Consider the following 21,912-nt stretch of genomic DNA (forward strand, 5'->3'; position numbering starts at 1 on the left):
GACCGTCCGTGTCGAAGCCCCCGTCGGGAGTCCTCCCGGCGGGGGCTTCACCTTTTCGGACGCGTTCATCCGTACGGGGGAGCGCGCGAGGTGAACACCCGTGGTGAACGGCGCGGGGGCGGTCGGGGCGTCCCGGCCGGGGGCAGGCTCCCGGCGGCGAGCGGGCGACGGGCCCGGACGACGGTCGAAGGGGCTTCCATGCCGGGGTTGGCGGAGGGCGATCCGGGGCGGTACCTGCTGCGGATCCGCGACCTCGACGGACGGCTGCACGGCCTGGGGTTCGCGGCCGACCGGCAGGGCGGGGTGCTGACCGCGCACGAGGCGGTGGTGGGCCTGGACCGGATCGTCCTGCACACCCCCGGCGGCCGGACCACGGTGCTCGGCCCGGACGCCGTGCTGCCGCTGCCGCAGCACGGGCTCGCCCTGTTGCGCACCGACGCGGTCGGCGGGCTGCCGGTGCCGGCGCTGCCGGTGGCCGCGGTCGGCGCCGGTCACGAGGTGCTGCTGTCCGCGCTCACCGGTGCGGACGACCGGGCGGTGGTGCTGCGCTGCGGGCTGGTGGGCGTCGGCCGGGCGGCGTACGGCGGGCACCCGCTGGCCGGGGTGCTGGTGCTGGACGTGCCGGCGGTGGGCGGGGTGACGGTGCCGGCCGGCTCGCCGGTGCTGGACGCCCGCAGCGGCGCCGTGGTGGCGCTGGCCGCGCCGACCCTGCGCGGGCCGCAGCACGGCGGCGCCCTGGTGGCGGTCCCCGCCGGGGGCGGGGCGGTGGTCGCGGAGGCGCTGGCCGGGCTGCTGGCGCGCAACGCGGCCGAGGTGCCCGGGTACGGTCCGGCGCTGAACCTGGCCGGGGTGCTGCGGCTGGCCGCCGCCCAGCTGGCCGCCGCCGGGGCCGGGCCGGACCGGGTCGCCGGGCTGGCCGCCGACCGGGTCGACCGCCCGGACGGCCTGGTCGGGGACGAGCCGACGGCGACCGTCACCGCCCTGGTCGGCGCCCCCGGCAGCGGACGCTCCACCGAACTCGCCGCCCTGGCCGTCCGCCGCCGCGACGGTGACCGGCCACGGCCCACGCTCTGGCTGCGCGGCGCCGACCTGCGGGCCGAGGACCGCTCGCTCGCCGAACCCGTGGAGCGGGCGCTGGCCGCCGCCGCGGCCGGGCTCGGCGTCCCCGCACCCGCGCCGGAGCCCCTCGCGGCGCTGTGCGCGGCGGCCGGACGCCCGCTGCTGGTGGTGCTGGACGGCCCCGAGGAGGCCCCGGCCGAGCCGGACCCGCGCTGGCTGCGCGGCGCCGGCCAGTGGCTGACCGGCTGCGGGGCCCGGCTGCTGACCGCCTGCGGCGAGGAGGTCTGGGAACGGCTGGCGGACGAACCCTGGGGACGCGGTGACCCCGAGACCACCCGTTCGGGTGAACCCGGGCCGGACGGCGACCTGGCCAGCGCCCCCACCGTCCGGATGGACGGCGGCGGCCCCGGCACACCGACCCTGGCCGGGCACCGGTTGGGCCCGCTGCCCGCCGAGGCGGCCGAGCGGATCCGCCGCCGCTACGGGCTGCCGCCGGACCGGCCGGTCGCCGCCGAGGACGCCCGGCACCCGCTGGCCGTCCGGCTGGCCGGCGAGCTGTGGGCGCAGGGCCTGCACGACGGCCCGGCCCGGCGCGGCGAACTGTTCGGCGCCCACCTGGACCTGCGCTGCCTGCGGGTGGCCCAGCGGCTCGCCGAGGACGGTCGGCCGCGCCGCCCGGGCGCGCACCGCCGCGGCGCCGCCCGCCCGGGCGGACCGCGCCAGCGCCGGGTGCGCCGGCTGGCGGCGGCGGTGGCCGGGCGGGTGCACGAGGCGGCCCGGCGGATGCTCGGCGCGGAGCCGGGGGCGCTGGGGCGGGAGGCCTTCGAGGAACTGTTCCCGGTCGACGGCGGATGGGCCACGGCGGTCCTCGCCGAGGGGCTGTTCGTCCCCGCCGGGCCCGGCTTCCGCTTCGCCCACGGGGAGTTCGCCGACTGGTTGCAGGGCCGGCACCTGGACCTGGACGCGGCGCTGCGGATGCTGCTCGGTGAGGCCGAGGACACCCCGCCCGGGCCGGAGGAGGCCGGGCCCGCCGTCCCCCGGCACCGGATCGGCCCGGTCGCCGCCGCGCTGCGCCGGGTCGGCGAGACCTGGGGCGCGCCCGCCCTGGACCCGTGGCTGCACCGGATCTGGCGCGCGCTGGACCTGCGGCCGCCGGGCAGCGAACCCGCCTGGTGGGCGGCCCGGCTGCTCACCACCGGGCTCGCAGCCAGTCCCGATCCGGCCGAACACCGGTCCCTGCTCGACCAGTTGGCCCGGCGGATCGCCGAACGGGCAGCCGCGCCGGACGGTCGCGCGGGGGGCGACGGGACGGGCGGTCCGGCCGGGCACGTCGGGACGGGCGGTCCGGCCGGGTTCGACAGGACCGGCCGCTTCGGTCCGGCGTTCTGGACCGGTCTCGGCCTGCCCGTCGAGGCCGAACTCGCCCTGCTGCGCCGCCTGGTGGCCGCCGACGGCCCCGGGCAGCCGTTCCTCGCCGCGGCGGCCGAACGGCTGCGCGCCGACCCGGTCGCGGTGTTCCCGCTGCTCTGCGCCTGGTTCGACGACCCGGGCGGACTGCCGGGCCGACCGGGCCGCACGGTCGCCGACCTCGCCCACGACCTGCTGTACGCCCACCGGTGGCTGGCCCTGGACGAGTTGGCCGACGTGCTGGCCGACGCCGCCCACCCCCGGGCGGACGCGCTGCTCACGGTGCTCGCCGCCGAGGAGCCGTCCGCGCTCTGCCGCGCGGTGGACCGCTGGAGCCACGACCGGCGGCCCGAACGGCACGTCGCGGCCGCCGTGCACGCGCTGCGGACCGCCCCCCACGCGGGCGGCGCCGGGGCCGAGCTGCTGCGCTTCACCGCACTGACCCTGCTCGCCCGCGAGGACGAACCGGCCCTGCACGGCGCCGCGTTGGCCCTGCTGGTGGGCGACCCGACGACCCGGGCCGGGCACCTGGACGCCGCGCTGGCCCGCTACCGCGCGGGCGGGGACGCGTTCCTCGCCCCGAGCGCGCTCGCCCCGGCCCTGGAGAGCGACCCGGAACCGGTGCTGGCCGCGCTCGCCGACCGGCTGGCCGCCCCCGGCCCGGTGCTCGGCGCGGCGCCCGCCGAGACCCTGCGGGTGCTCGCCGACGCCCGTGCCCCGGTGGCCGCCCGGCGCAGCGCCGAACTGGCCGCCCGGCTGCTGCGCCGGCACCCGGAGCTGGCCGGGCCGGTCGCCGTCGACTACCTCGGCCGACGGCTGCGGCAGGCCGCGATCGACGGCCCGGCCGCCCGGCTGGAGCTGCGGGTGCTGCTCGGCGGTGCGCTGGCCGCCCGGGCGGCGGCGGTCCGCGCGCCGTTCGCCGAGGTGCTGTCCGTCCCGGTGGCCGATCCGGCGGCGGACGCGCTGCGCTGCGAGCTGCTGGACACCCTGCTCGCCACCGAGACCGACCGGGCGGTGCTGACCCTCGCGGTGGAGCGGCTCGCCGAGCACTGCGCGGACGAGAACCCCGCCCGGGCCCGGGCCGTGCTCGCCCGGGCGACCCCGGGGCTGACCGGCGCGGACGAGCTGCTGGTGCGCTGCGCCGGGCGCTCGGCGGTGTTCGCCCGGCTGCTCGTCCGGTGGCCGCGGGACGCCGCGCCGACCGCCCCGGACGGCCCCCGGCTGGCCCGGATGCGGGCCCTGGCGGCGGCCGGCCGGGACCCGCAGTACGCCGCCGCCGAGGCCGAGCGGACGGCTCCCGAGCGGGCCCTCCGTGCACCCGTGCGGTCAACTCCCATTCCGGTGCCGGAGCCGGGCCGCGCGCATGGCACGCTATAGGGGTTCGGTTGTGAGCGTTTGAGCGTACGAGGGTACGCACCGTACGGAACAAGGAGCAGTCGGGTGCAGCGCTGGCGTGGCCTGGAGGAGATCCCCGGTGACTGGGGACGCAGCGTCGTCACCATCGGCTCGTTCGACGGGGTGCACCGCGGGCATCAGCTGATCATCGGCCGGGCGGTCGAGCGGGCCCGCGAACTCGGCCTCCCCGCGGTCGTGGTGACCTTCGACCCGCACCCGCGCGAGGTGATCCGCCCGGGCAGCCACCCGCCGCTGCTCGCGCCGCACCCGCGCCGGGCCGAGCTGATCGCCGAACTCGGCGTGGACGCGGTGCTGGTGCTGCCGTTCACCACCGAGTTCTCCCAGGAGTCCCCGGAGGTCTTCGTCCAGCAGGTGCTGGTGGACGCGCTGCGCGCCCGGGTCGTCATCGAGGGCCCCAACTTCCGCTTCGGCCACAAGGCCGCCGGGGACGTCGCGCTGCTCGCCGAGCTGGGCCGGGCGGACGACTTCCGGGTCGAGGTGGTGGACCTCCAGGTGTCCGGCACCGCCGGGGACGGCGAGCCGTTCTCCTCCAGCCTGACCCGCCGCCTGGTCGAGACCGGGGACATGGCCGGTGCCAACGAGGTGCTCGGCCGCCCGCACCGGGTCGAGGGCGTGGTGGTGCGCGGCGCGCAGCGCGGCCGCGAGCTGGGCTACCCGACCGCCAACGTGGAGACCGTGCCGCACAGCGCCGTCCCGGCCGACGGCGTCTACGCGGGCTGGCTCACCGCGCAGGGCGAGCGGATGCCGGCGGCGATCTCGGTCGGCACCAACCCGACCTTCGACGGCACCGCCCGCACCGTCGAGGCGTACGCCATCGACCGGGTCGGCCTCGACCTGTACGGCCTGCACGTGGCCGTCGACTTCCTGGCCTACCTGCGCGGGATGGAGAAGTTCGACTCCATCGAGGCGCTGCTGGACCGGATGGCCGACGACGTCAAGCGGGCCCGGGAGCTGACCGAGCTCTGACCGGGCCCGGTCCGCCCGGACGCGCCGAAGGGCCCGTCGACCCGAGGGGGTCGGCGGGCCCTTCCGTCGTCACTGCGGGGGCGCCTGCGGCGGGTAGCCGTAGCCGGGGCCCGGCTGCGGGGCGCCCGGGTGCTGGGGCCAGGGCGCCCCGGGGGCGGGCTGGGGCGGGTAGCCGTACCCGGGCGGGGGCGGCGGGGCCTGGCCGGGCGGCGGCGCCCACGGCGCTCCGGGCGCGGGTTGGGGGGCCTGGCCCGGGTAGCCCTGCTGCTGCGGGTCGACGGGGTACGGCTGCGGCTGGGCGGCCTGTTGCTGGTAGCCCGCCTGGGCCTGGTGCTGCCAGCCGGACTGCTGGGCGGCCGCCTGCTGGGCCCGGGCGATGTCCTCGCCGACCAGGGTGGCCAGTTCGAAGTACGCCTCGCGGACCTTGGGCCGCATCATGTCGAGGTTGACCTCGGCGCCGGCCGCCAGGCTCTCGTCGAAGGGCACCACGATGACGCCGCGGCAGCGGGTCTGGAAGTGCGCGACGATGTCCTCGACCTTGATCATCTTGCTGGTCTCGCGCACCCCGGAGACCACCGTGATGCTGCGCTGCACCAGGTCGGCGTAGCCGTGCGCGGAGAGCCAGTCCAGCGTGGTCGAGGCGCTGGAGGCCCCGTCCACGCTGGGGGTGGAGACGATGATCAGCTGGTCGGCGAGGTCCAGCACCCCGCGCATCGCGCTGTACAGCAGCCCGGTGCCGGAGTCGGTCAGGACGATCGGGTACTGGCGGCCCAGCACGTCGATGACCTGGCGGTAGTCCGAGTCGTTGAAGGTCGTCGACACGGCCGGGTCGACGTCGTTCGCCAGGATCTCCAGGCCCGAGTTCAGGTCCTGCGAGGTGAACTGACGGATGTCCATGTAGCTGCGCAGGTGCGGGATCGCCGTCACCAGGTCGCGGATGGTCGCGCCGGTCTGGCGCTTGACCCGGCGGCCCAGGGTGCCGGCGTCCGGGTTGGCGTCGATCGCGATCACCTTGTCCTGGCGTTCGCTGGCCAGGGTCGCGCCGAGCGCGGTGGTGGTCGTGGTCTTGCCGACGCCGCCCTTCAGGCTGATCACGGCGATCCGGTAGCAGCTCAGCACCGGGGTGCGGATGATCTCCAGCTTGCGGGCCTTCTCGGCCGCCGCGGCCTTGCCGCCGAACTGGAACCGCGGCTGCTGGCGCTGCTGCTTGGGCTGGCTGCGCAGCAGCCGGTCCGAGGACAGCTCGACGGCGGCGGTGTAGCCGAGCGGCGCGCCGTGGGCGGTCTGCTGCGGGGCGGCGGCCTGCTGGAAGGCGGCGGGCGGCGGGGTGGCGGCGCCCTGCGGCGGCCAGGGCTGTCCGGGGCCCGGCTGACCGGGGTGACCGGGCTGGCCGGGGTGCGGTTGGCCGACGGCGGGCGGCGGGTAGGCGCCGGGCTGCGGCCAGCCACCCTGGCGCGGGTCCACCGGTACGGACTGCGGCGGCGCAGGCGGTGCGGGCTGCGGCTGGACGGGCGGTGCGGGCTGCGCCGGCAACGGCTGCGGCGGGAACGGCTGCTGCGGGGCGGCGGCCGCCTGCTGGGCGGCCCAGGCGGCGTGCGGATCCCAGCCGGTCTGCGGGTCCTGCGGCAGCGGCGGGGCCTGGTGGGCCTGGGGAACCTGCGGAGCCTGGGGAACCTGCGGGGGCACCGGGGGCTGCGCGACCACCGCGTCCTGGACCGGCAACGGCGCCGGCCGGGCGGGCTGGACGGGCGTCGGCTCGACGGGCATCGGCCGGGCCGGCGGCTGCGCGAAGTCCTGCGGCGGTGCCGGCGGCCCGGGCTGCGGCAACGGCGGCGGCTGCGGGGCCGCGACCGGCGCCGGGTAGGCCTGCGGCGCGGCCGGGTGGGCCGGGTGGGCCGGGGTCTCCGGAGCGGGCGGCCAGCCGGTGGCCGCGGCGGTCGGCGGCTGCTCCGGCTGCTCCGGCCGCAGCGGCGGGACCGGCGGGGCCGCCGCCGGGAACGGGACGTGCTGCGCCTCGGCCTGCACGGGCGGAACCGGCGGTACGGGCTCGGGCTCGGGCGGCGTGACGGGTGCGGCCGCCGGGGTCGCCGCCGGGGCCGGCACCGGTGCGGCTGCCGGGCCGCCCGGCTCGGAGGTGGGCGGACCGGCCGGGACGGGTGCGGCGGGCGGCGTGGCCGGGCCCGACTGGACGTACCAGGACGGGGGAGTGTAGTCGGGCGCGTCGGACCAGTCGTCGTCGTCCTCCGCCGCGTTGTCGCCGACGTAGACGCCGTCCCGATCGCTGCTCACTGGAGCTCCCTCGTGTTCGCCGCCGCTTGTTCAGCGGTGCCGTTGCCGCAACAAAGACTAGGCCGTTCGGCTCCCCCGGTTGAAGGCGGCGTCGGTTCCGGACCGGGACCGACCGGCCCGGGAGTGCCCCTCAGTCCATCCGGCGCGGGCCGCCGAGCACCTGCTGTTCGGCCGGTCCGGCCACCGCCCGGACGTACTGACGCCGCATCCGGGTCGCCCACAGGGTGAGGTCGTCGCCGAGCGCGGGCAGCGCGGCCACGTCCTCCGCGGGCAGCGAGAGCACCCGGCCGACCAACTCGGCCTCCTGGGGCATGATCCGCTGCACGCCGACCAGGTCGGCGGCGTTCAGCACCCGGGAGGCGTTCGGGCCGAGGTAGGGGAGCAGCGTCAGGGTGGTCTGCCAGGGCGCGGCCGAGAGCCGGCTGCGCGGCGGGCGGGCACCGAGGTCGCGCACCACCAGCACCGGCGAGGCCACCGAGGCGCCCTGCGGGCCGAGCCGCCCGACCTGGTGGACCGTCACGCACGGCTGTCCGCCGCCGGCGGCCTGCGCCATCGGGCCCCAGAGCTGGGCGCGGGCGGTCTCCACCGCGACCCGGGCGCCGATCGCGGCCGCCCGCAGCGCGATGACCTGGGCCGTCCACACGCCGCCGACCAGCACCAGGTCGTACGCGCCGGGGCGGAACAGGCCGAGCACCGCGGGCAGTCCCTGCGGGTCGACGCCGATGACCACGCCGTCGTCGCCGACCGGGAAGGCCAGCGCCCCGAGGTCGGCGGCCTCCAGGACGTGCTTCTCCCGGCGGGGGCCGCGCAGCCCGAAGCCGGGCAGGATCCGCGGCCGCGGTCGGCGCCGCTCGGCGCCGGGGGTCGGGCCTGGGGCGGGGTAGGTCTGGTGGGCCATCAGGACGTTCCTCCCAGCGGCAGGGTGGCGAGCACGCCGGGGACCTGTTCGAGGTCGAGCCGGACCAGGCCGAGCCCGGTGCTCTGCGCCCGGGCCTCCACCTGGCGGCCGACCTCGACGACCTCGCTCTCGCTGCGCCCGGTCACCCGCAGGTGGCCGCTGACGGTCACCGAGCCGCCGGTGCCGGGGCCGGCGGTGAGGCTGAAGGTGCTGGCCAGCGCGGGGGTGCCGGTGATCAGGTTGACCAGGTCGGGGGCGCCGATCCGGCCGGCCGAGCCGCCGGGGCGGGTGAGCTGCGGCCAGCGGGAGATCCAGTAGGTGCTGTGCCAGCGGTCGTCGATCCGCCAGAACCGGGTGCCCTCCTGGGTGCGGCGGGTGGTGCCGCCGCCGCTGCCGGTGCCCTGGCGCCCGGCCACCGCGATCGGGTTGGCGCAGGTGGCGATGGACAGGGCGGCGATCAGCTCGCGTTCGTCCAGCACGGTGGCGTTGAACCCGGAGCCGTTCAGCCGCCCGGCCAACTGGTCGGTCACCCGCTGGAGCGCCCTGCGGGCGCCCTCCTCGCCGCCGCCGCGGGCCCGGACGGCGGTGGCCGCGCGGTCCGGGTCGAGCTTGAGGGCGATCCAGGTGAGCCGCAGCCCGGGGGTGGAGGTGCCGTCCGGCAGTTCGCGGTAGGCGCGGGCGGCCAGCGACTGTTCGGGCAGGTGCGGGGCCGGGGCGGGCTGGGTGTGCTGGACCAACTGCACCGACTCCAGGGCGATGTCGTCCACGGTGAGCGCGGAGCAGACCACGTCCAGCGGCAGCGGCAGCGCGGTGCGCGCCGGGCGCAGCGGCTGGTCCTTGGCCTGGACGAGCAGCACCGAGGTGAGGAAGGTGCCGTCGCCGACCATGCCGGTCTCCCGGCGGACCGGGCGGCCGCCGAAGTCGGCCTCGGTGGCGTGGGTGCAGGTGCGCAGCCCGGGTTCGAGCTCCAGCGCGGGGGCCAGGGCCGGGTCGGTGCCGGGCGGCGGCAGCAGCGATTTCGCCTGCCGGCGGCGGGACTTGAGGGCGGCGCGGACCCGCAGCAGCTCCGGGACGGTGCGGCCGCGCAGCGGGACGGCGGCCGGCACCAGCAGGACCAGCGCGACCGCCCCGAAGCCGGCCGCGACCGGGCGGCTGATCGTCCAGCCGACCGCGACCAAGGCGGCCGCGACCTCGACCAGGACGAGCTGCTGGAGCTTCAACCGGCCGCCGAGCAGCCCGGGTCGGGGATTGACGCGCACCTGGACCGGCCCGTCGGAGCCGGTCGCGGACGGGGGGACGGTCGCGGTGCCGCGGTGTTCTGGAGCGGTCTGGCTTGGCATCCCCCGATGGCCCTCTCTGATCCGTTGGCGCGGTCCGGTCCGATCCGTGGGCGCGGCCCGGCTGGCTGGTTCGCGGACCGTACCCGTACCGTACTCACCGTCTGCTGCCGCATCGTAGAGGGTTCGGGCCGGGTCCCGCCCGGCGGGTGCGCACCACGGGGCAGGTCGGGCCGACGGGAGGCCGACCGCGGCGGGGACACGTCTGACAGAGGGGGACGACGAGGATGGCTTCGCGCCGGGACGAGCTGAACGCGTACACCTTCGCCCGCAAACGAACGGTGGGGGCGTTCCTGCTGCCCTCCGGCGGCGGCAGCGACGAGGACGCGCCGCGACCGGTGAAGGCGGTGCTGCCGAGCGTCCTGGTCGGGGCGGTGGCGGTGGCCGGGTTCGGCCTCTGGGGGGTGTTCAAGCCGGCCGCGCCGCTCCAGTGGGACAGCGGGAAGAACATCGTCCAGGGCAAGCAGTCGACCACCCGCTACGTGGTGCTGACCGACCCGGACGGCAGGACCAAGCGGCTGCACCAGGTGCTCAACATGTCCTCGGCGCGGCTGGTGCTGCCCGCGGACGCCAAGGTCGTGGTGGTGGACGACGGGGTGCTGGACCGCTACCCCAACCACGGCCCGACCATCGGGATCCCGTACGCCCCGGACAAACTGCCGGGCAAGGACAACGCCAGCAAGCCGATGAAGTGGTCGGTGTGCGACCGCCCGGGGTCGGACGACAAGCAGGAGACCGTCAACCAGGCGGTGTTCGTGGCGGCGGGGGCGGACGCGGCGGCGCTGGCCGCCAAGGACCGGATGCTCGGCCCGGACCAGCTGGTGCTGGTGCAGCAGGCGGACGACCAGCAGGTCTCGGCGGCGGGCCAGTCGGCGGCGGGCGCCGCGGTGTTCCTGGTCGACGCGCAGGGCCGCAAGCACGAGATCGGCTCGTCGTCGGACGACAAGGAGCGCAAGGCGCTGGTCACCGCGGTCTTCGGGCCCAACGCGGTGCCGCAGCGGGTCAAGCGGGAGTGGCTGGACACCCTGGTGACCGGCAGCCGGATCGCCTTCCCGGACGTCCCGGGGATGGCCGACTCCCAGAACCCCAACTCCGGTGTGGCCCTGGGCAGCGCGGCGGACCGCCGGATCGGGCGGTTGGTGCACTACCAGGACCGCAACTACGTGGTCGGCAAGGACAGCCTCTACCTGATCACCCCGTTCCAGGCGGAGCTGATCCGGCAGAACCCGGCCTACCAGGTGCTCTACAAGTACGACCAGGACCGGAAGCCGCGCAGTGACGAGATGACCCCGGAGGACCAGTCCCGGTTCAACACGGACGTCAGGCTGCCGAAGAGCATGGACGACTGGCCGCTGAAGTCCGGTGCGCCGGTGAACAACTGGACGGACCGCCAGGACGCCCGGCTGGTCGTGTGCAGCACCTTCGACGGCACGGCGGAGGACGGCCGCACGCCCCGGCGCAGCGTCTGGGCCGGGACGTCCTACCCGGCGGCGTACAACAACGGCGCGGGCGCGGCGTACGTGACGCCCGGCCACGGCCTGTTCTACCGGGCGATGGACAACGCGGCGGCCGGCAACCAGGCCGGCAACCAGGCCGGCGGCCAGAACGGCAACCAGCCCGGCAACCAGACCGCCGGTCAGGCCGCCGGCACCGGGGCCGGCGCGGCGGGCGGCTCCGGCACCGACTTCCTGATCACCGAGACCGGCCTGCGCTACTCCGTCCCGGCCAACGGCGACGGCGGCCGCGGCCCGTCGGCGAGCCCGAGCGGTACGGCCAAGCCCGCCACCCCGGCGCCGGGGGACCAGTCGACTCCCGGCCCGGACGACCAACCCGGCGGCAACCAGGCGCGGTTGGGCTACCAGAACGTCCAGCCGCTGCCGGTGCCCAAGGAGTGGTCGAACCTGGTCCCGGCCGGTCCGCCGCTGACCGCGAAGAGCGCGGCGCAGCCGCAGAACGCCTGATCGGCCGGGCGCGGCAACGGAATTGGCCTCAGTGTCATGGTCTGGTAACTGGTCGGCGCTCGATGTTGGGTGAGTTGCGTGTGCCGACTACAGTGCTCCTGGACATCACGCCGGTGATGGGACGGGAGGACCCTGGGGTCCTCCGTACACACAATGTTGTATTCATGGGGGACGGTGGATCATGAGTGACGGCCAGTTCACGGTGACCGCGCAGGAGATGATGGACTTCGCCGGGAAGATCGAGACGGCGATCGGCCAGATCGAGGCGGAGCGCAGCGCGCTCCAGACGACGGTCGACAACATCACCAGCGGCTGGAAGGGCCAGGCGGCGGACGCCTACAAGGCCCTCCAGACGAAGGTCAACGACGACGTCAAGGCGCTGAAGGAGTCGCTGGCCGCGATCAAGCACGCCATCGAGCTCACCACCAAGCACTACGCGAGCGCCGAAGAGGAGCAGAAGGCGCTGTTCGGCCCGCAGGGCTGATCGCCGCCGCCGCGATCGCCGCAGGGCTGATCGCCACTCCGTTCCGACCGTCCGCTCGACGGGGTGCCCGCGACTGAGCGCCGGGTGCTCCGCATCCTCGTCCAGGGAGACATTGTGACCGACCACATCCTCGTCAACTTCCAGACCCTCCACCAGGCCTCGCAGGACGTGCAGACCTCGGCCAACAAGATCGACCACATGCTGAGCGAGCTGCGCAAGGAGGTCACCAAGATCTCCCAGGGGTGGCAGGGCCAGGCCCAGCAGGGCTACAAGGCCCAGCAGGACAAGTGGGACGGCGCCGCCAACGACCTGAAGGACACCTGCGGCAAGATCTCCGGTTCGCTGGAGGCCGCCGCGCAGAGCTACCACGCGACCGAGAAGAAGAACGCCGGTCTCTGGCAGGGCTGATCGACCGTTCCCGGACGGGAACGACAGGGGCGGGTACCCGGATTCCGGGCACCCGCCCCTCGGCGCGGCACGGGGTGGCGAACTTGAGGGGTGGCAGGGTGTCCGGACGCGGGTTCCGCAGGACGGCCGCGGCGCTGGCCGCGCTCACGGTGCTGGGCGGCCCGGTCGCGTCCCCGGCGTACGCGGACGGCGGGCCCGGGCTGGCCGCCGCCGGTGACTGCCCCAGGCCCGCGCCCGACGTGCCGACCGTGCCGTGGTCGCTCCAGCGGATCCTGCTGGACGAACTGTGGCAGGGCGGCCGGACCACCGGCGCCGGGGTGACGGTCGCGGTCATCGACACCGGGGTGGACGACCACAACCCGCAACTGGCCGGCAAGGTGGACGCGGGCCCCAGCCTGCTCGTCGACAAGCAGACCAACAAGGCCGCCGACGGCACCTCCAAGGACGACACGGTCGGCCACGGTACCAAGGTGGCCGGCATCATCGCCGGGAGCCGCAGCGACCGGACCGGCTTCGTCGGACTGGCCCCGGACGCCAGGATCCGGGCGATCCGGCAGAACGACAGCGAGGGCAACGGGGACGTCTCCACCCTCGCGGCGGCGATCCACGACGCCGTCGCGGCCAAGGTCCAGGTCATCAACATCTCCCAGGACGTGCGCGGTGCGGGGGACGCCCACTTCGGCGGCTACCAGGAGCTGAAGGCCCAGATCGACCTCGCCGAGCAGAGCCGCATCGTGGTGGTCGCCTCCAGCGGCAACGACGGCAAGGAGGGCGACACCTACCCGGGGGCCTTCCCGACCGTGCTGTCCGTCGGCGCCTCTGACCGCAACAACGAGCGCGCCCCGTTCTCCCAGTACGGCTCCTTCGTCAAGGTCGCCGCCCCCGGCGTCGACATGCTCTCCACCGTGCCCGGCGGCGGCCAGTGCGTGGACAACGGCACCAGCTTCGCCGCCCCGTACGTCTCCGGCCTGGCCGCGCTGCTGGTCGGCGCGCACCCGAACTGGTCGCCGGCCCAGGTGCGGGCGTGGATCGAACAGAGCGCCCAGCGCACCGAGCCCGGCCCGAACCCGTTCATCGGCTGGGGCGTGGTGGACCCGGTCAAGGCGGTCACCAAGGCGCCCGACAACCCGCCGTCCGCCGCCGCCCCGGACGCCCCCGTGCAGCTGGCCGCCGCGCCGATCGTGCCCGGGCCGGTCGGGATCGGCGAGACCCAGGCGGACCGCGACGGCCGCACCGCGACCTACGTGGTCGGCGTCGGGGCGCTGCTGGTCGCCCTGCTGATCGGCGGTGGCGTGGTGCTGCGCGACCGGCGCCGCGGCCCGGCCGACTGACCCGGCCGACCGGCCCGGCCGACCGACCCGATCGGCCCGCCCGCGACCCGTCGGCGAGGTGTTCGGGGAAATACCGTGGAACGTCTGTAACACCGGCGCCCGTTCACCGCATCCAACACGTGTCAGGGGGCACACGGACGCGGGGGAGCGACGGCGATGGGCTGGATCGGGGGCGGCCGCGAGGCCAAGGACGCCGAGTTCCTGGACCTCGTGTCCAGCCGGACCGGCCACCTCTACCGCTCGGCCTGTCTGCTCACCAGCGGCGACACCCACTACGCCGAGGACCTCGTCCAGGAGGCCTTCAGCCGGATGTACGTGCTCTGGCGGCGCAGCGCCTACACGGGCGGCCGGCACCGGATCGACAATCCGGCGGCCTACACCCACACCGTGATGGTGCGCACCTTCATCGCCCAGCAGCGCCGCCGCTCCAGCGGCGAGCGCCCGACCGAGGCCCTGCCGGAGCCGGAGGGGCACGACGCGGACAGCAGTCTGCGGCTGACCCTGCTGGACGCGCTCGGGCGGATGCCGGCCAAGGACCGGGCCGTGCTGGTGCTGCGCTACTGGGAGGACCGCAGCGTCGAGGAGACGGCCGAGATGCTGCGGACCTCCTCCGGCGCGGTCCGGACCAGGACCACCCGGGCGCTGGCCCGGCTGCGCGCCCAGTTCGGCGACGCGCTGGCCGAACTCGGCGCCCGCTGAACCGGCCCGCTGAAACGCCCTACCCGAACGTCCTAGCCGAACGCCCTTCCCACACCCAGTCCGCTGGCACTTCCGCGACCCAAGGAGACGGTGATCCGCCATGTCCGAGCCGGACAAGTTCGAAGACGATCTTCTCTACGCCCTCACCCGCACCGGTGAGGGCTTCCACCCCGAGCAGGCCGACCGGGCCGCGCTGGTCGCGGGCGGCTACCAGCGCGGCCGCCGCCGCTGGCGCCGCCGTTCGACCGCCGCGGTGGTGGGCGGCGCCGCCGCGCTGGCCCTGGTGGGCACCGGTGCGGTGTACCTGACCGGCAGCGGTTCGTCGGCCGGTACGGCGACGGTGGCCGTCGCCTCCACCGCTGCGGCGCCGTCCGCGGCCGGTACGGCCCTGACCCCGGCCTCGGCCGCCGCGCCCACCGCCAAGCCGGTCACCGGGCCCGAGGTGCTGGCGGCCTTCCAGGCCCTGCTGCCCAAGGGCCGGGTCACCGACGGCAAGGGCACCGGCACCGAGCCCACCGACAAGCCGGGCGGGGGCGTCTACGCGGGCGCCACCCTGCTGTTCGACGACGGCCAGGGCCAGGCCGCGATGGGCATCTCGCTGACCCGGCTGGCGCCGAACGACCCCAACCGGGCGCAGAACACCTGCCCGGACAAGAAGCTGGTCCCGTACGACGCCTGCACCGCCACCGGCCTGCCGGGCGGCGGTTCGCTGACCGTCCTCCAGGGCTACGAGTACCCGGACAGGCACGTCTCCACCAAGTGGTGGAACGCCAAGCTGATCGGTCAGGACGGCCGGCAGATCGAGCTGTCGGAGTGGAACGCGCCGGCCGAGAAGGGTGCGCCGGACAGCCGTCCGACCCCGCCGCTGTCGCCGGAGCAGCTCAGGGCGATCGTCACCGACAAGGCCTGGGACGCGGTCATCGCCTCGATCCCGGAGCCGAAGCCGGTCAAGCTGCCGGACCCCGGCACGGTCTACACCGCGCAGGAGATCCTGGACACCACCGCCAAGCTGCTGCCGGGCGGGCTGACCGAGACGGAGACCGGCAGCGACGGCACCGGCTACGCCAACTTCGTGCTGGACGACGGCAAGGGCAAGTCCCTGGTGCAGCTGAACGTGCAGGACTGGAGCCGCGGGAGCGACAAGACCAAGGAGGAGCTGTTCGGCACCGCCCGGACGCTGCCGGACGGCACGAAGGCGGTGGCCCGCAAGGAGGGCGGCAACCCGGGCATGTGGACGGTGGACACCCTGCACCCGGACGGCCTGCGGGTGGTGATCAGCTCGTTCAACAGCGGCACCCAGAAGACCCCGGCGACCCGCAAGGCCCCGGTGCTGACCGACGACCAGATGCAGGCGATCGCGGCCGCCCCGGTCTGGAAGCTGGGGAAGTAACCGCACGGGACGCGGCGGTGCCCCGGCCTCCTCGGGGGAGGGCCGGGGCACCGTCGGGTGGGGGAGGGGTGGGGGTCGGTGGGTCAGTCCCGCTGGTCCTCGGGCAGGGTGATCACCCAGCGGGTGTCCTGCCGGGGGCGCAGGTAGAGCAGCCAGTAGAGGGTGGCGGCGGCGGTGATGCCGCCGGTCCACAGCAGCGGCTCGGCGTCCAGCTTGGTCATGACGTAGACCAGGACGACGATCAGCAGGATCGGGACGGCCGGCCACAGCGGCATCCGCCAGGCGGCGGCGTGCTTGTGGTGGCCGCGGCGGGAGAGCAGCGAGGCGATGGCGACCAGCAGGTACATCGCGGTGACGGCGACGCCGGTGATGTTGCTGAGCAGCTCGCCCTTGACGAAGCACAGCGCGGCGCCGGGCAGGCCGACCGCCAGGGTGGCGATCCACGGGGAGCCGAACCGGCCGAGGGTGCCGAAGGCCTTGTTGACCGGCTCGGGCCAGGCCTTGTCGCGGGCGGAGGCGAACAGCACCCGGGAGTTCTGGATGACCATGACGATGCCGGCGTTGATGATGGCCAGCGCGATGCAGAGGCTGATGAAGGTGCCGACCGCGGAGTTGCTCCAGGCGGTGACCATGCCGGAGATGTCGCCGTCGGTCAGGCTCTGCAGGTCGGGGGCGCCCATGGTGATGGCCGCGACCGGGACCAGGATGATGGCGCTGGAGAGGCCGAGGGTCCACAGCACGGTGCGGGAGACGGTGCGGCGGGGGTTCTCCAGCTCCTCGGAGAGGTAGACGGCGGTGGAGAAGCCCTGGGTGGCGAACAGCGCGATGCCGAGCGCGCCGACGATGGCGCCGATGCCGACCGTCGTGGTGGTGCCGCCGTCCCCGGCGACCACGCCGTGCAGCAGGCTGGCGTGCTCCGGGTTGGCGTGCGCGAAGCCGAGCACGGAGACCACGCCGGCCGCGATGACCTCCAGCACCAGGAAGATGCCGGTGATCCAGGCGTTGGCGCGCAGGTCGAGCAGGCCGGCCAGGGTGGCCGCGAGCATCACGGCGGCGCCGGCGATCGGCTTGTCGACGTGCAGCACGGGCGCGAGGTAGTCGGCGGTGCCGAGGGCGATGACCGAGGGGACGATCATCACCACGATGAGCGACTGGATGAAGACCAGCCAGCCCGCGAGCCGTCCGGCCAGGGTGCCGACCATCGCGTACTCGCCGCCGGCGCTGGGGATCAGGGTGCCCAGCTCGGAGTAGCAGAACGCGACCGCGATGCAGAGCACCGAACCGATGGCGATGGCCAGGGCGGTGGCGCTGCCGATGCTGGAGAACAGTTCCGGCACGATCACGAAGAGCGTCGACGCGGGCGTGACGCAGGACAGCGTGAGCAGGGTGCCGCCCACGACGCCGATCGAGCGCTTGAGCTGCTGGGGCGCGACCGCCCCGTCCGCCGTGGCGGCTACGGTCTGTGGCGGGCGAAGCGTGTCGGTCATGTGGCATCCGATCGGCTCTGAACGGTCCTGGAAGGGGAGCGGGTATCGCCTCCGCTGGCTGGTTGCTCGGGTCTGGTCCGGTCGCTCCCGGGCCGCCATGGAACCTTGGGCGTATTGATTGCGTCAACGCCGGAACTGCTTCGGAATCCGTTGCGGTGAACGGCATAGACATGCGATCCGATGATCACTTACGGTCATCGCGCTGTTTGTCCGACTTGTTACCTTGGCCACAATGGGCATGAATCAAAGGTAAACAGTCTGTTGCAAGCCATCAATCAAAGGCCGTACCTGAGTCGGACGGCATTACGCCCAGGTGGCCCCGTGCGGTGCGACAACTCGCAGGTCGGGTACGGGAACCGCAGCCCCGCGCCGGAAAGATCTAGGTAACGTTTCAGCACCTGGGACGCCGAAGGGGCCGGACTCCGCAAGTCCGACCCCTTCGGTCACCGTCCGTAGTGGACGGTTCGGCTCCCCGGCACCGTCACTGGGCCGGCAGCCAGCCCGTCTGCACCATCTGCCCGCCGGTCACCCGGCGTGACACGAACACCCCGCGGCCCGGCGGCAGCGCCTGCGGCTTGACCGTCCCCAGCAGCGCGCCCTCGTCCCGGTTGCCGGACAGGATGACGCCCTGGCCGCCCAGCTCGCGCATCCGCTGCAGCACCGGCTCGTACAGCGAGCGCCCGGCGCCGCCCGCGCTGCGGGCCACGATCACCCGCAGGCCGATGTCCCGGGCGAACGGCAGGAACTCGGCCAGCGGCGCCAGCGGGTTGCCGGAGCCGGTCGCGACCAGCTCGTAGTCGTCGACGACCACGAACATGTCCTTGCCGGTGTACCAGCTGCGGTTGCGCAGCTGCTCCGCGGTCACGTCCGGGCCGGGCAGCCGGCGGGCGCAGGCCCCGCGCAGCATGTCCACGATGGCCGCCATGGACGGCTGGGCGGCGGCGTACTCCACCAGGTACTCCGGCGGGACGGTGCCCAGCAGGGCGCGCCGGTAGTCGCCGACCACGATGCCCGCCTGCTCCGGCGTGTAGCGCTCGGTGATCTGCTTGACCAGCATCCGCAGCAGCGCCGATTTCCCGGACTCCGTGTCGCCGAACACGATGAACAGCGGGTCGGTCTCGAAGTTGACGAACACCGGTGCCAGTTCGGCCTCGTCCACGCCGAAGCACAGCCCGCGCTCCGGGTGCTCGAAGCCCTTCGGCAGCGCGTGCCCGTCCAGGACGGCCGGCAGCATCCGCACCTGCGGGGCGCGCGGTCCGGTCCAGGCCCCGTCGACCGCGCCGACCAGCCCGGCCACGCCGTCCTGGAGGTCCTCCACCGAGGAGGCGCCGTCCAGCCGCGGCAGGCCGCCGAGGAAGTGCAGCCGCTCCGCGGTGATGCCCCGCCCGGCCAGCGACGGGACGTTCTGCGCCACCCGGCGGTCCACCTCGGACTCCATCGCGTCACCGAGCCGCAGCTCGACGCGGTTCTGCAGCAGGTCCTTCAGCGCCGGGCGGACTTCCGCGTACCGGGCCGCGGTGATCACCAGGTGGACGCCGTAGCCGAGGCCGCGCTGGGCGATGTCGCCGATGACCGGCTCCAGCCCCTCGAACTCCTGCTTGAAGGTGTTCCAGCCGTCGATCATCAGGAACACGTCGCCGAAGGCCTCGTCCGGCAGCTGCCCGGCCGCCCGGCGGGCCCGGTACGTCGCGATGGTGTCGATCCCGGCGGCCCGGAACAGCTCCTCGCGCCGGTTCATCACCCCGTGCACCTCGGAGACCATCCGGCGCACCTTGTCCACGTCCAGGCGCCCGGCCACCCCGCCGACGTGCGGCAGCCCGGTCAGCGACTGGAAGCTGCCCGCGCCGAAGTCCAGCAGGTAGAACTGCACCTCGCGCGCGGTGTGGGTGAGGCCGAAGGCGGCCGTCATCGTGCGCAGCACGGTGGACTTGCCCGAGCGCGGACCGCCCACCACCAGGCCGTGGCCGGCCGCCCCGGAGAAGTCGACCTCCAGGATGTCGGTCTTCTGCTCGCGCGGCTTGTCCACGATGCCGATCGGCGCCCGCAGCCGGCCGCCCGGGTAGCCCGGCGCGGTCAGCCCGCGCTCCGGGACGACCTGCAGCGGCGGCAGCAGGTGGTCCAGGCTGGGCGCCTCGTCCAGCGGCGGCAGCCACACCTGGTGCGCGGCCGGCCCCTGGCCGGACATCCGCTGCACGAACACGTCCAGCACGGTGTCCACCAGCGCGTCGTCCTGCTCCGGAGCCTGCGGCGCCTCCTCCTCCACCGGGGCCGGCGGCAGCTCCACGAAGGCCGAGGTGAACCGCACCGGCCGGGCGTTCGCCCGCCGCCCGCCGGTCGACCGCTGCTGCCCCGGCGCCCGGTACGGCCCCGAGACGTACGCGGCCTTGAACCGGTCCATCACGTCCTCGCCGAACTTCAGGTAGCCGACGCCCGGCACCGGCGGCAGGTGGTAGGCGTCCGGTACGCCGATCGCCGCCCGCGACTCGGCCGCCGAGAAGGTGCGCAGACCGATCCGGTACGACAGGTAGGTGTCCAGGCCGCGCAGCTTGCCCTCCTCCAGGCGCTGCGAGGCCAGCAGCAGGTGCACGCCCAGCGAGCGGCCGATCCGGCCGATCTGGATGAACATCTCGATGAAGTCGGGCTTGGCGGTGAGGAGTTCGGAGAACTCGTCGATGATCAGCACCAGCGAGGGCAGCGGGTCCAGCGCCGCGCCGGCCGCCCGGGCCCGCTCGTACTCGTGGATGTTGGCGTAGTTGCCGGAGCGGTGCAGCAGCTCCTGGCGGCGGTGCAGCTCGCCCTCGATCGCGTCGCGCATGCGGTCGACCAGGGTGAGTTCGCCCTCCAGGTTGGTGATCACCGCGGAGGTGTGCGGCATGTCCGCCATGCCGAGGAAGGTCGCGCCGCCCTTGAAGTCGGCGAGCACGAAGTTCAGCGTCTCCGAGGAGTGGGTCATCGCCAGCGCCAGCACCAGCGTGCGCAGCAGCTCCGACTTGCCGGAACCGGTCGCGCCGACGCACAGGCCGTGCGGGCCCATGCCCTCCAGCGCGGCCTCCTTGATGTCCAGGTAGACGTGCTCGCCGCCCGCGCCGACGCCGATCGGCACCCGCATCCGCTCGTGCTGCGCGCGCGGGCGCCAGCTGCGGGCCACGTCGAAGGAGCCGGGGTCGCCCGAGTTCATCATGTCGGTGAAGTCCAGGTTGGACAGCAGCGGCTCGTCGTCCCCGCCGGCCGAGGCCCGGTACGGCGCCAACTGCCGGGCCAGCGCCTCGGACTGCCATGGCGAGAGCAGGTCGGGCTTGCCCGTGTAGGTCGCCCCGGAGGCCGAACGCAGCACCAGCTCCTGCGGGGTGACCGTCACCATCAGGTGCCCGCTGGGCTCGTCCACCTCGCCCGGGACGACCTCGATCACGGTCACCCCCTGCACGCCCTCGGGGCTCGCCAGCACCGAGTCGTGCGGCACCCCGGCGCCGTCCATGACCACCACCAGGTGCGGCTGGTCCGCGGCGGGCGCCGCGTCCCGGACGAAGCGCTGGCGGCCGGACAGTTCGTCCTGCAGCAGGTACTCCAGCTCGCCCAGGTCGGTGGCGCTCAGCCGGCGCGAACCCGCGCCGTCGCTCTCCTTGCGGTGCTGGTTGTGCGGGAGCCACTTGGTCCAGTCCCACTCCTCGGCCGCGCCGGGCGCGGCGGCGACCGCGACCAGCAGGTCGTCCGGCGAGTGCAGGGTGGTCAGTTGGGCGATCATCGCGCGCACGTTCCCGTACACCGAGTCCGGGTCCCCGCACACCGTGATGTGGTAGAACGCCCGCAGCGAGACCGCCAGCGGCAGGTCCTGGAGGGTGCCGTGCGCCTTCAGGAAGGAGTGCATGGCGGCCGCTGACATCGGCTCCAGCTCGTCCATCGGCGCGGTCTGCGGCGCCACCAGCGGAGTGGACAGCTGCACCGGCCCGAGGCCGACCCGGATCTGCGCGAAGTCGCCGTCCGCCGTGCGCCGTTCCCACAGCCGCCGGCCGTCCTCGACGATCGACCAGAGCTGGTCCGGCGCCGGGTTCAGGAACAGCAGCGCGCCGCGCTGGCTCTCCGCCGTGCGGCGCACCTGGCGGCGGGTCTGCTGGAGGTACTTGAGGTAGTCGCGCCGCTCGTCGGCCATCGCGGTCGAGCCGCCCCTGCGGGCCCGGACGATCTGGGCCAGCACCATGGCGATCGTCGAGACGATCATCAGACCGCCCATGATCTTCATCGGGGCGGCCGCGCCGGGGGAGAAGAAGAACACCGCCGAGCCGCCCATGCCGAGCATCGGCAGGACGCTCATCAGCCAGTCCTCATGGCCCTGTCGGGGCAGTTCGGGCGGACCGACCAGCTCCACCGGCTCGTCCGGCACCGTCGGAGGGTAGGCCCTGGCCGGTCGCTTGACCGTGATCACACCCATGCGTCATCCACCCCGCGGCGTCGATCGATCACTTCGGCATCAGCCCTCACGCGACTGCGCCGGCTCCGGTACGGGATCCCGTGGCTGAGGACGCCCCACACAGCGCAGCCCCCGTACCACCGTGCGCAGGCGCCGATCCTAACGGGCGCCCCCGCACCGCCCGCCAGACCCCGCACCGCCCGCCGAGCCCCGCCGGGCCCCGCCCGGCACCGCCCGTCGGGCCGCGTCCCGCAGCGCCCGCCGGGCCCCGTCCCGCAGCGGCACCGGGCACGAACCGAGCGGGTAGGGTAACGCCGCGCCAACTCGCGGCCCGGCCGGGCCGGTTCCACAGCCACCCACCGCGCGCCACCGTGC

The 21,912-nt window shown here is 74.9% G+C and carries 13 protein-coding genes; 8 read left to right on the forward strand and 5 right to left on the reverse strand.

The features are described from left to right. The first annotated feature begins 198 nt into the window (after positions 1-198). Both AB0O91_RS32445 and AB0O91_RS32450 read left to right on the forward strand, forming a co-directional pair. Positions 199-3,843: a S1C family serine protease gene (locus AB0O91_RS32445; protein ID WP_363440880.1), complete on the forward strand. Its 3,645-nt coding sequence runs from the start codon at positions 199-201 to the stop codon at positions 3,841-3,843. Positions 3,844-3,906: 63 nt separating this feature from the next. Next, positions 3,907-4,848, forward strand: coding sequence for a bifunctional riboflavin kinase/FAD synthetase (locus AB0O91_RS32450; RefSeq protein WP_363440883.1), 942 nt, complete (start codon positions 3,907-3,909; stop codon positions 4,846-4,848). Positions 4,849-4,917: 69 nt separating this feature from the next. Here AB0O91_RS32450 and AB0O91_RS32455 read toward each other — a convergent pair whose 3' ends face one another. The 3 genes from AB0O91_RS32455 to eccE all read right to left on the reverse strand — a co-directional run bounded on the left by AB0O91_RS32455 (position 4,918) and on the right by eccE (position 9,375). Further along, complete coding sequence (locus AB0O91_RS32455; protein WP_363440886.1) at positions 4,918-7,137, reverse strand: MinD/ParA family protein; 2,220 nt, start codon at positions 7,135-7,137, stop codon at positions 4,918-4,920. A gap of 130 nt (positions 7,138-7,267) precedes the next feature. Continuing rightward, entirely contained in the window at positions 7,268-8,035 is a 768-nt protein-coding gene (locus AB0O91_RS32460) for a hypothetical protein (RefSeq protein WP_363440889.1), read from the reverse strand. After that, positions 8,035-9,375, reverse strand: a complete 1,341-nt coding sequence (eccE, locus tag AB0O91_RS32465; protein WP_363440892.1) for a type VII secretion protein EccE — start codon at positions 9,373-9,375, stop codon at positions 8,035-8,037. Before eccE ends, AB0O91_RS32460 begins: the two co-directional genes overlap by 1 nt. Positions 9,376-9,599: 224 nt before the next feature. Between eccE and AB0O91_RS32470 the strand changes: the two genes are divergently transcribed. The 6 genes from AB0O91_RS32470 (at position 9,600) to AB0O91_RS32495 (ending at position 15,645) form a co-directional block, all read left to right on the forward strand. Next, complete coding sequence (locus AB0O91_RS32470) at positions 9,600-11,333, forward strand: type VII secretion protein EccB (protein ID WP_363440895.1); 1,734 nt, start codon at positions 9,600-9,602, stop codon at positions 11,331-11,333. Positions 11,334-11,514: 181 nt separating this feature from the next. Further along, positions 11,515-11,817 (forward strand): WXG100 family type VII secretion target, encoded by a 303-nt coding sequence (locus AB0O91_RS32475; RefSeq protein ID WP_363440897.1) that lies wholly within the window; start codon positions 11,515-11,517, stop codon positions 11,815-11,817. Positions 11,818-11,931: 114 nt separating this feature from the next. After that, positions 11,932-12,225 carry a WXG100 family type VII secretion target gene (locus AB0O91_RS32480; protein ID WP_363440900.1) on the forward strand — a complete coding sequence of 98 codons (294 nt, stop codon included), beginning with the start codon at positions 11,932-11,934 and terminating at the stop codon, positions 12,223-12,225. Between the two features lie 98 nt (positions 12,226-12,323). Continuing rightward, positions 12,324-13,556, forward strand: coding sequence for a type VII secretion-associated serine protease mycosin (gene mycP / locus AB0O91_RS32485; RefSeq protein ID WP_363440903.1), 1,233 nt, complete (start codon positions 12,324-12,326; stop codon positions 13,554-13,556). 156 nt (positions 13,557-13,712) lie between these two features. Beyond that, the gene (locus AB0O91_RS32490) at positions 13,713-14,255 is read left to right on the forward strand and encodes a SigE family RNA polymerase sigma factor (RefSeq protein WP_363440906.1); all 543 of its coding nucleotides are present in this window, start codon (positions 13,713-13,715) and stop codon (positions 14,253-14,255) included. Positions 14,256-14,355: 100 nt separating this feature from the next. After that, positions 14,356-15,645, forward strand: a complete 1,290-nt coding sequence (locus tag AB0O91_RS32495; RefSeq protein WP_363440908.1) for a hypothetical protein — start codon at positions 14,356-14,358, stop codon at positions 15,643-15,645. Between the two features lie 83 nt (positions 15,646-15,728). Here the strand turns inward: AB0O91_RS32495 and AB0O91_RS32500 are convergent, their stop codons facing one another. Together AB0O91_RS32500 and eccCa are read right to left on the reverse strand one after the other, a co-directional pair. Beyond that, positions 15,729-17,132, reverse strand: coding sequence for an APC family permease (locus AB0O91_RS32500; RefSeq protein ID WP_363440911.1), 1,404 nt, complete (start codon positions 17,130-17,132; stop codon positions 15,729-15,731). A gap of 481 nt (positions 17,133-17,613) precedes the next feature. Continuing rightward, positions 17,614-21,558, reverse strand: a complete 3,945-nt coding sequence (eccCa, locus tag AB0O91_RS32505; protein ID WP_363440914.1) for a type VII secretion protein EccCa — start codon at positions 21,556-21,558, stop codon at positions 17,614-17,616. Positions 21,559-21,912: the final 354 nt, after the last annotated feature.

Origin of the sequence: Kitasatospora sp. NPDC089797 (assembly GCF_040684795.1) — a bacterium.
In the GTDB taxonomy this organism is placed as follows: domain Bacteria; phylum Actinomycetota; class Actinomycetes; order Streptomycetales; family Streptomycetaceae; genus Kitasatospora.

Bases quoted from the DNA above. Each gene is read 5' to 3' on its own strand.
- AB0O91_RS32445 (WP_363440880.1), top strand. From the start codon at position 199: ATGCCGGGGTTGGCGGAGGGCGATCCGGGGCGGTACCTGCTGCGGATC.
- AB0O91_RS32460 (WP_363440889.1), bottom strand. From the start codon at position 8,035: ATGGCCCACCAGACCTACCCCGCCCCAGGCCCGACCCCCGGCGCCGAG.
- eccE (WP_363440892.1), bottom strand. From the start codon at position 9,375: ATGCCAAGCCAGACCGCTCCAGAACACCGCGGCACCGCGACCGTCCCC.
- AB0O91_RS32470 (WP_363440895.1), top strand. From the start codon at position 9,600: ATGGCTTCGCGCCGGGACGAGCTGAACGCGTACACCTTCGCCCGCAAA.
- AB0O91_RS32475 (WP_363440897.1), top strand. From the start codon at position 11,515: ATGAGTGACGGCCAGTTCACGGTGACCGCGCAGGAGATGATGGACTTC.
- AB0O91_RS32490 (WP_363440906.1), top strand. From the start codon at position 13,713: ATGGGCTGGATCGGGGGCGGCCGCGAGGCCAAGGACGCCGAGTTCCTG.
- AB0O91_RS32495 (WP_363440908.1), top strand. From the start codon at position 14,356: ATGTCCGAGCCGGACAAGTTCGAAGACGATCTTCTCTACGCCCTCACC.
- AB0O91_RS32500 (WP_363440911.1), bottom strand. From the start codon at position 17,132: ATGACCGACACGCTTCGCCCGCCACAGACCGTAGCCGCCACGGCGGAC.
- eccCa (WP_363440914.1), bottom strand. From the start codon at position 21,558: ATGGGTGTGATCACGGTCAAGCGACCGGCCAGGGCCTACCCTCCGACG.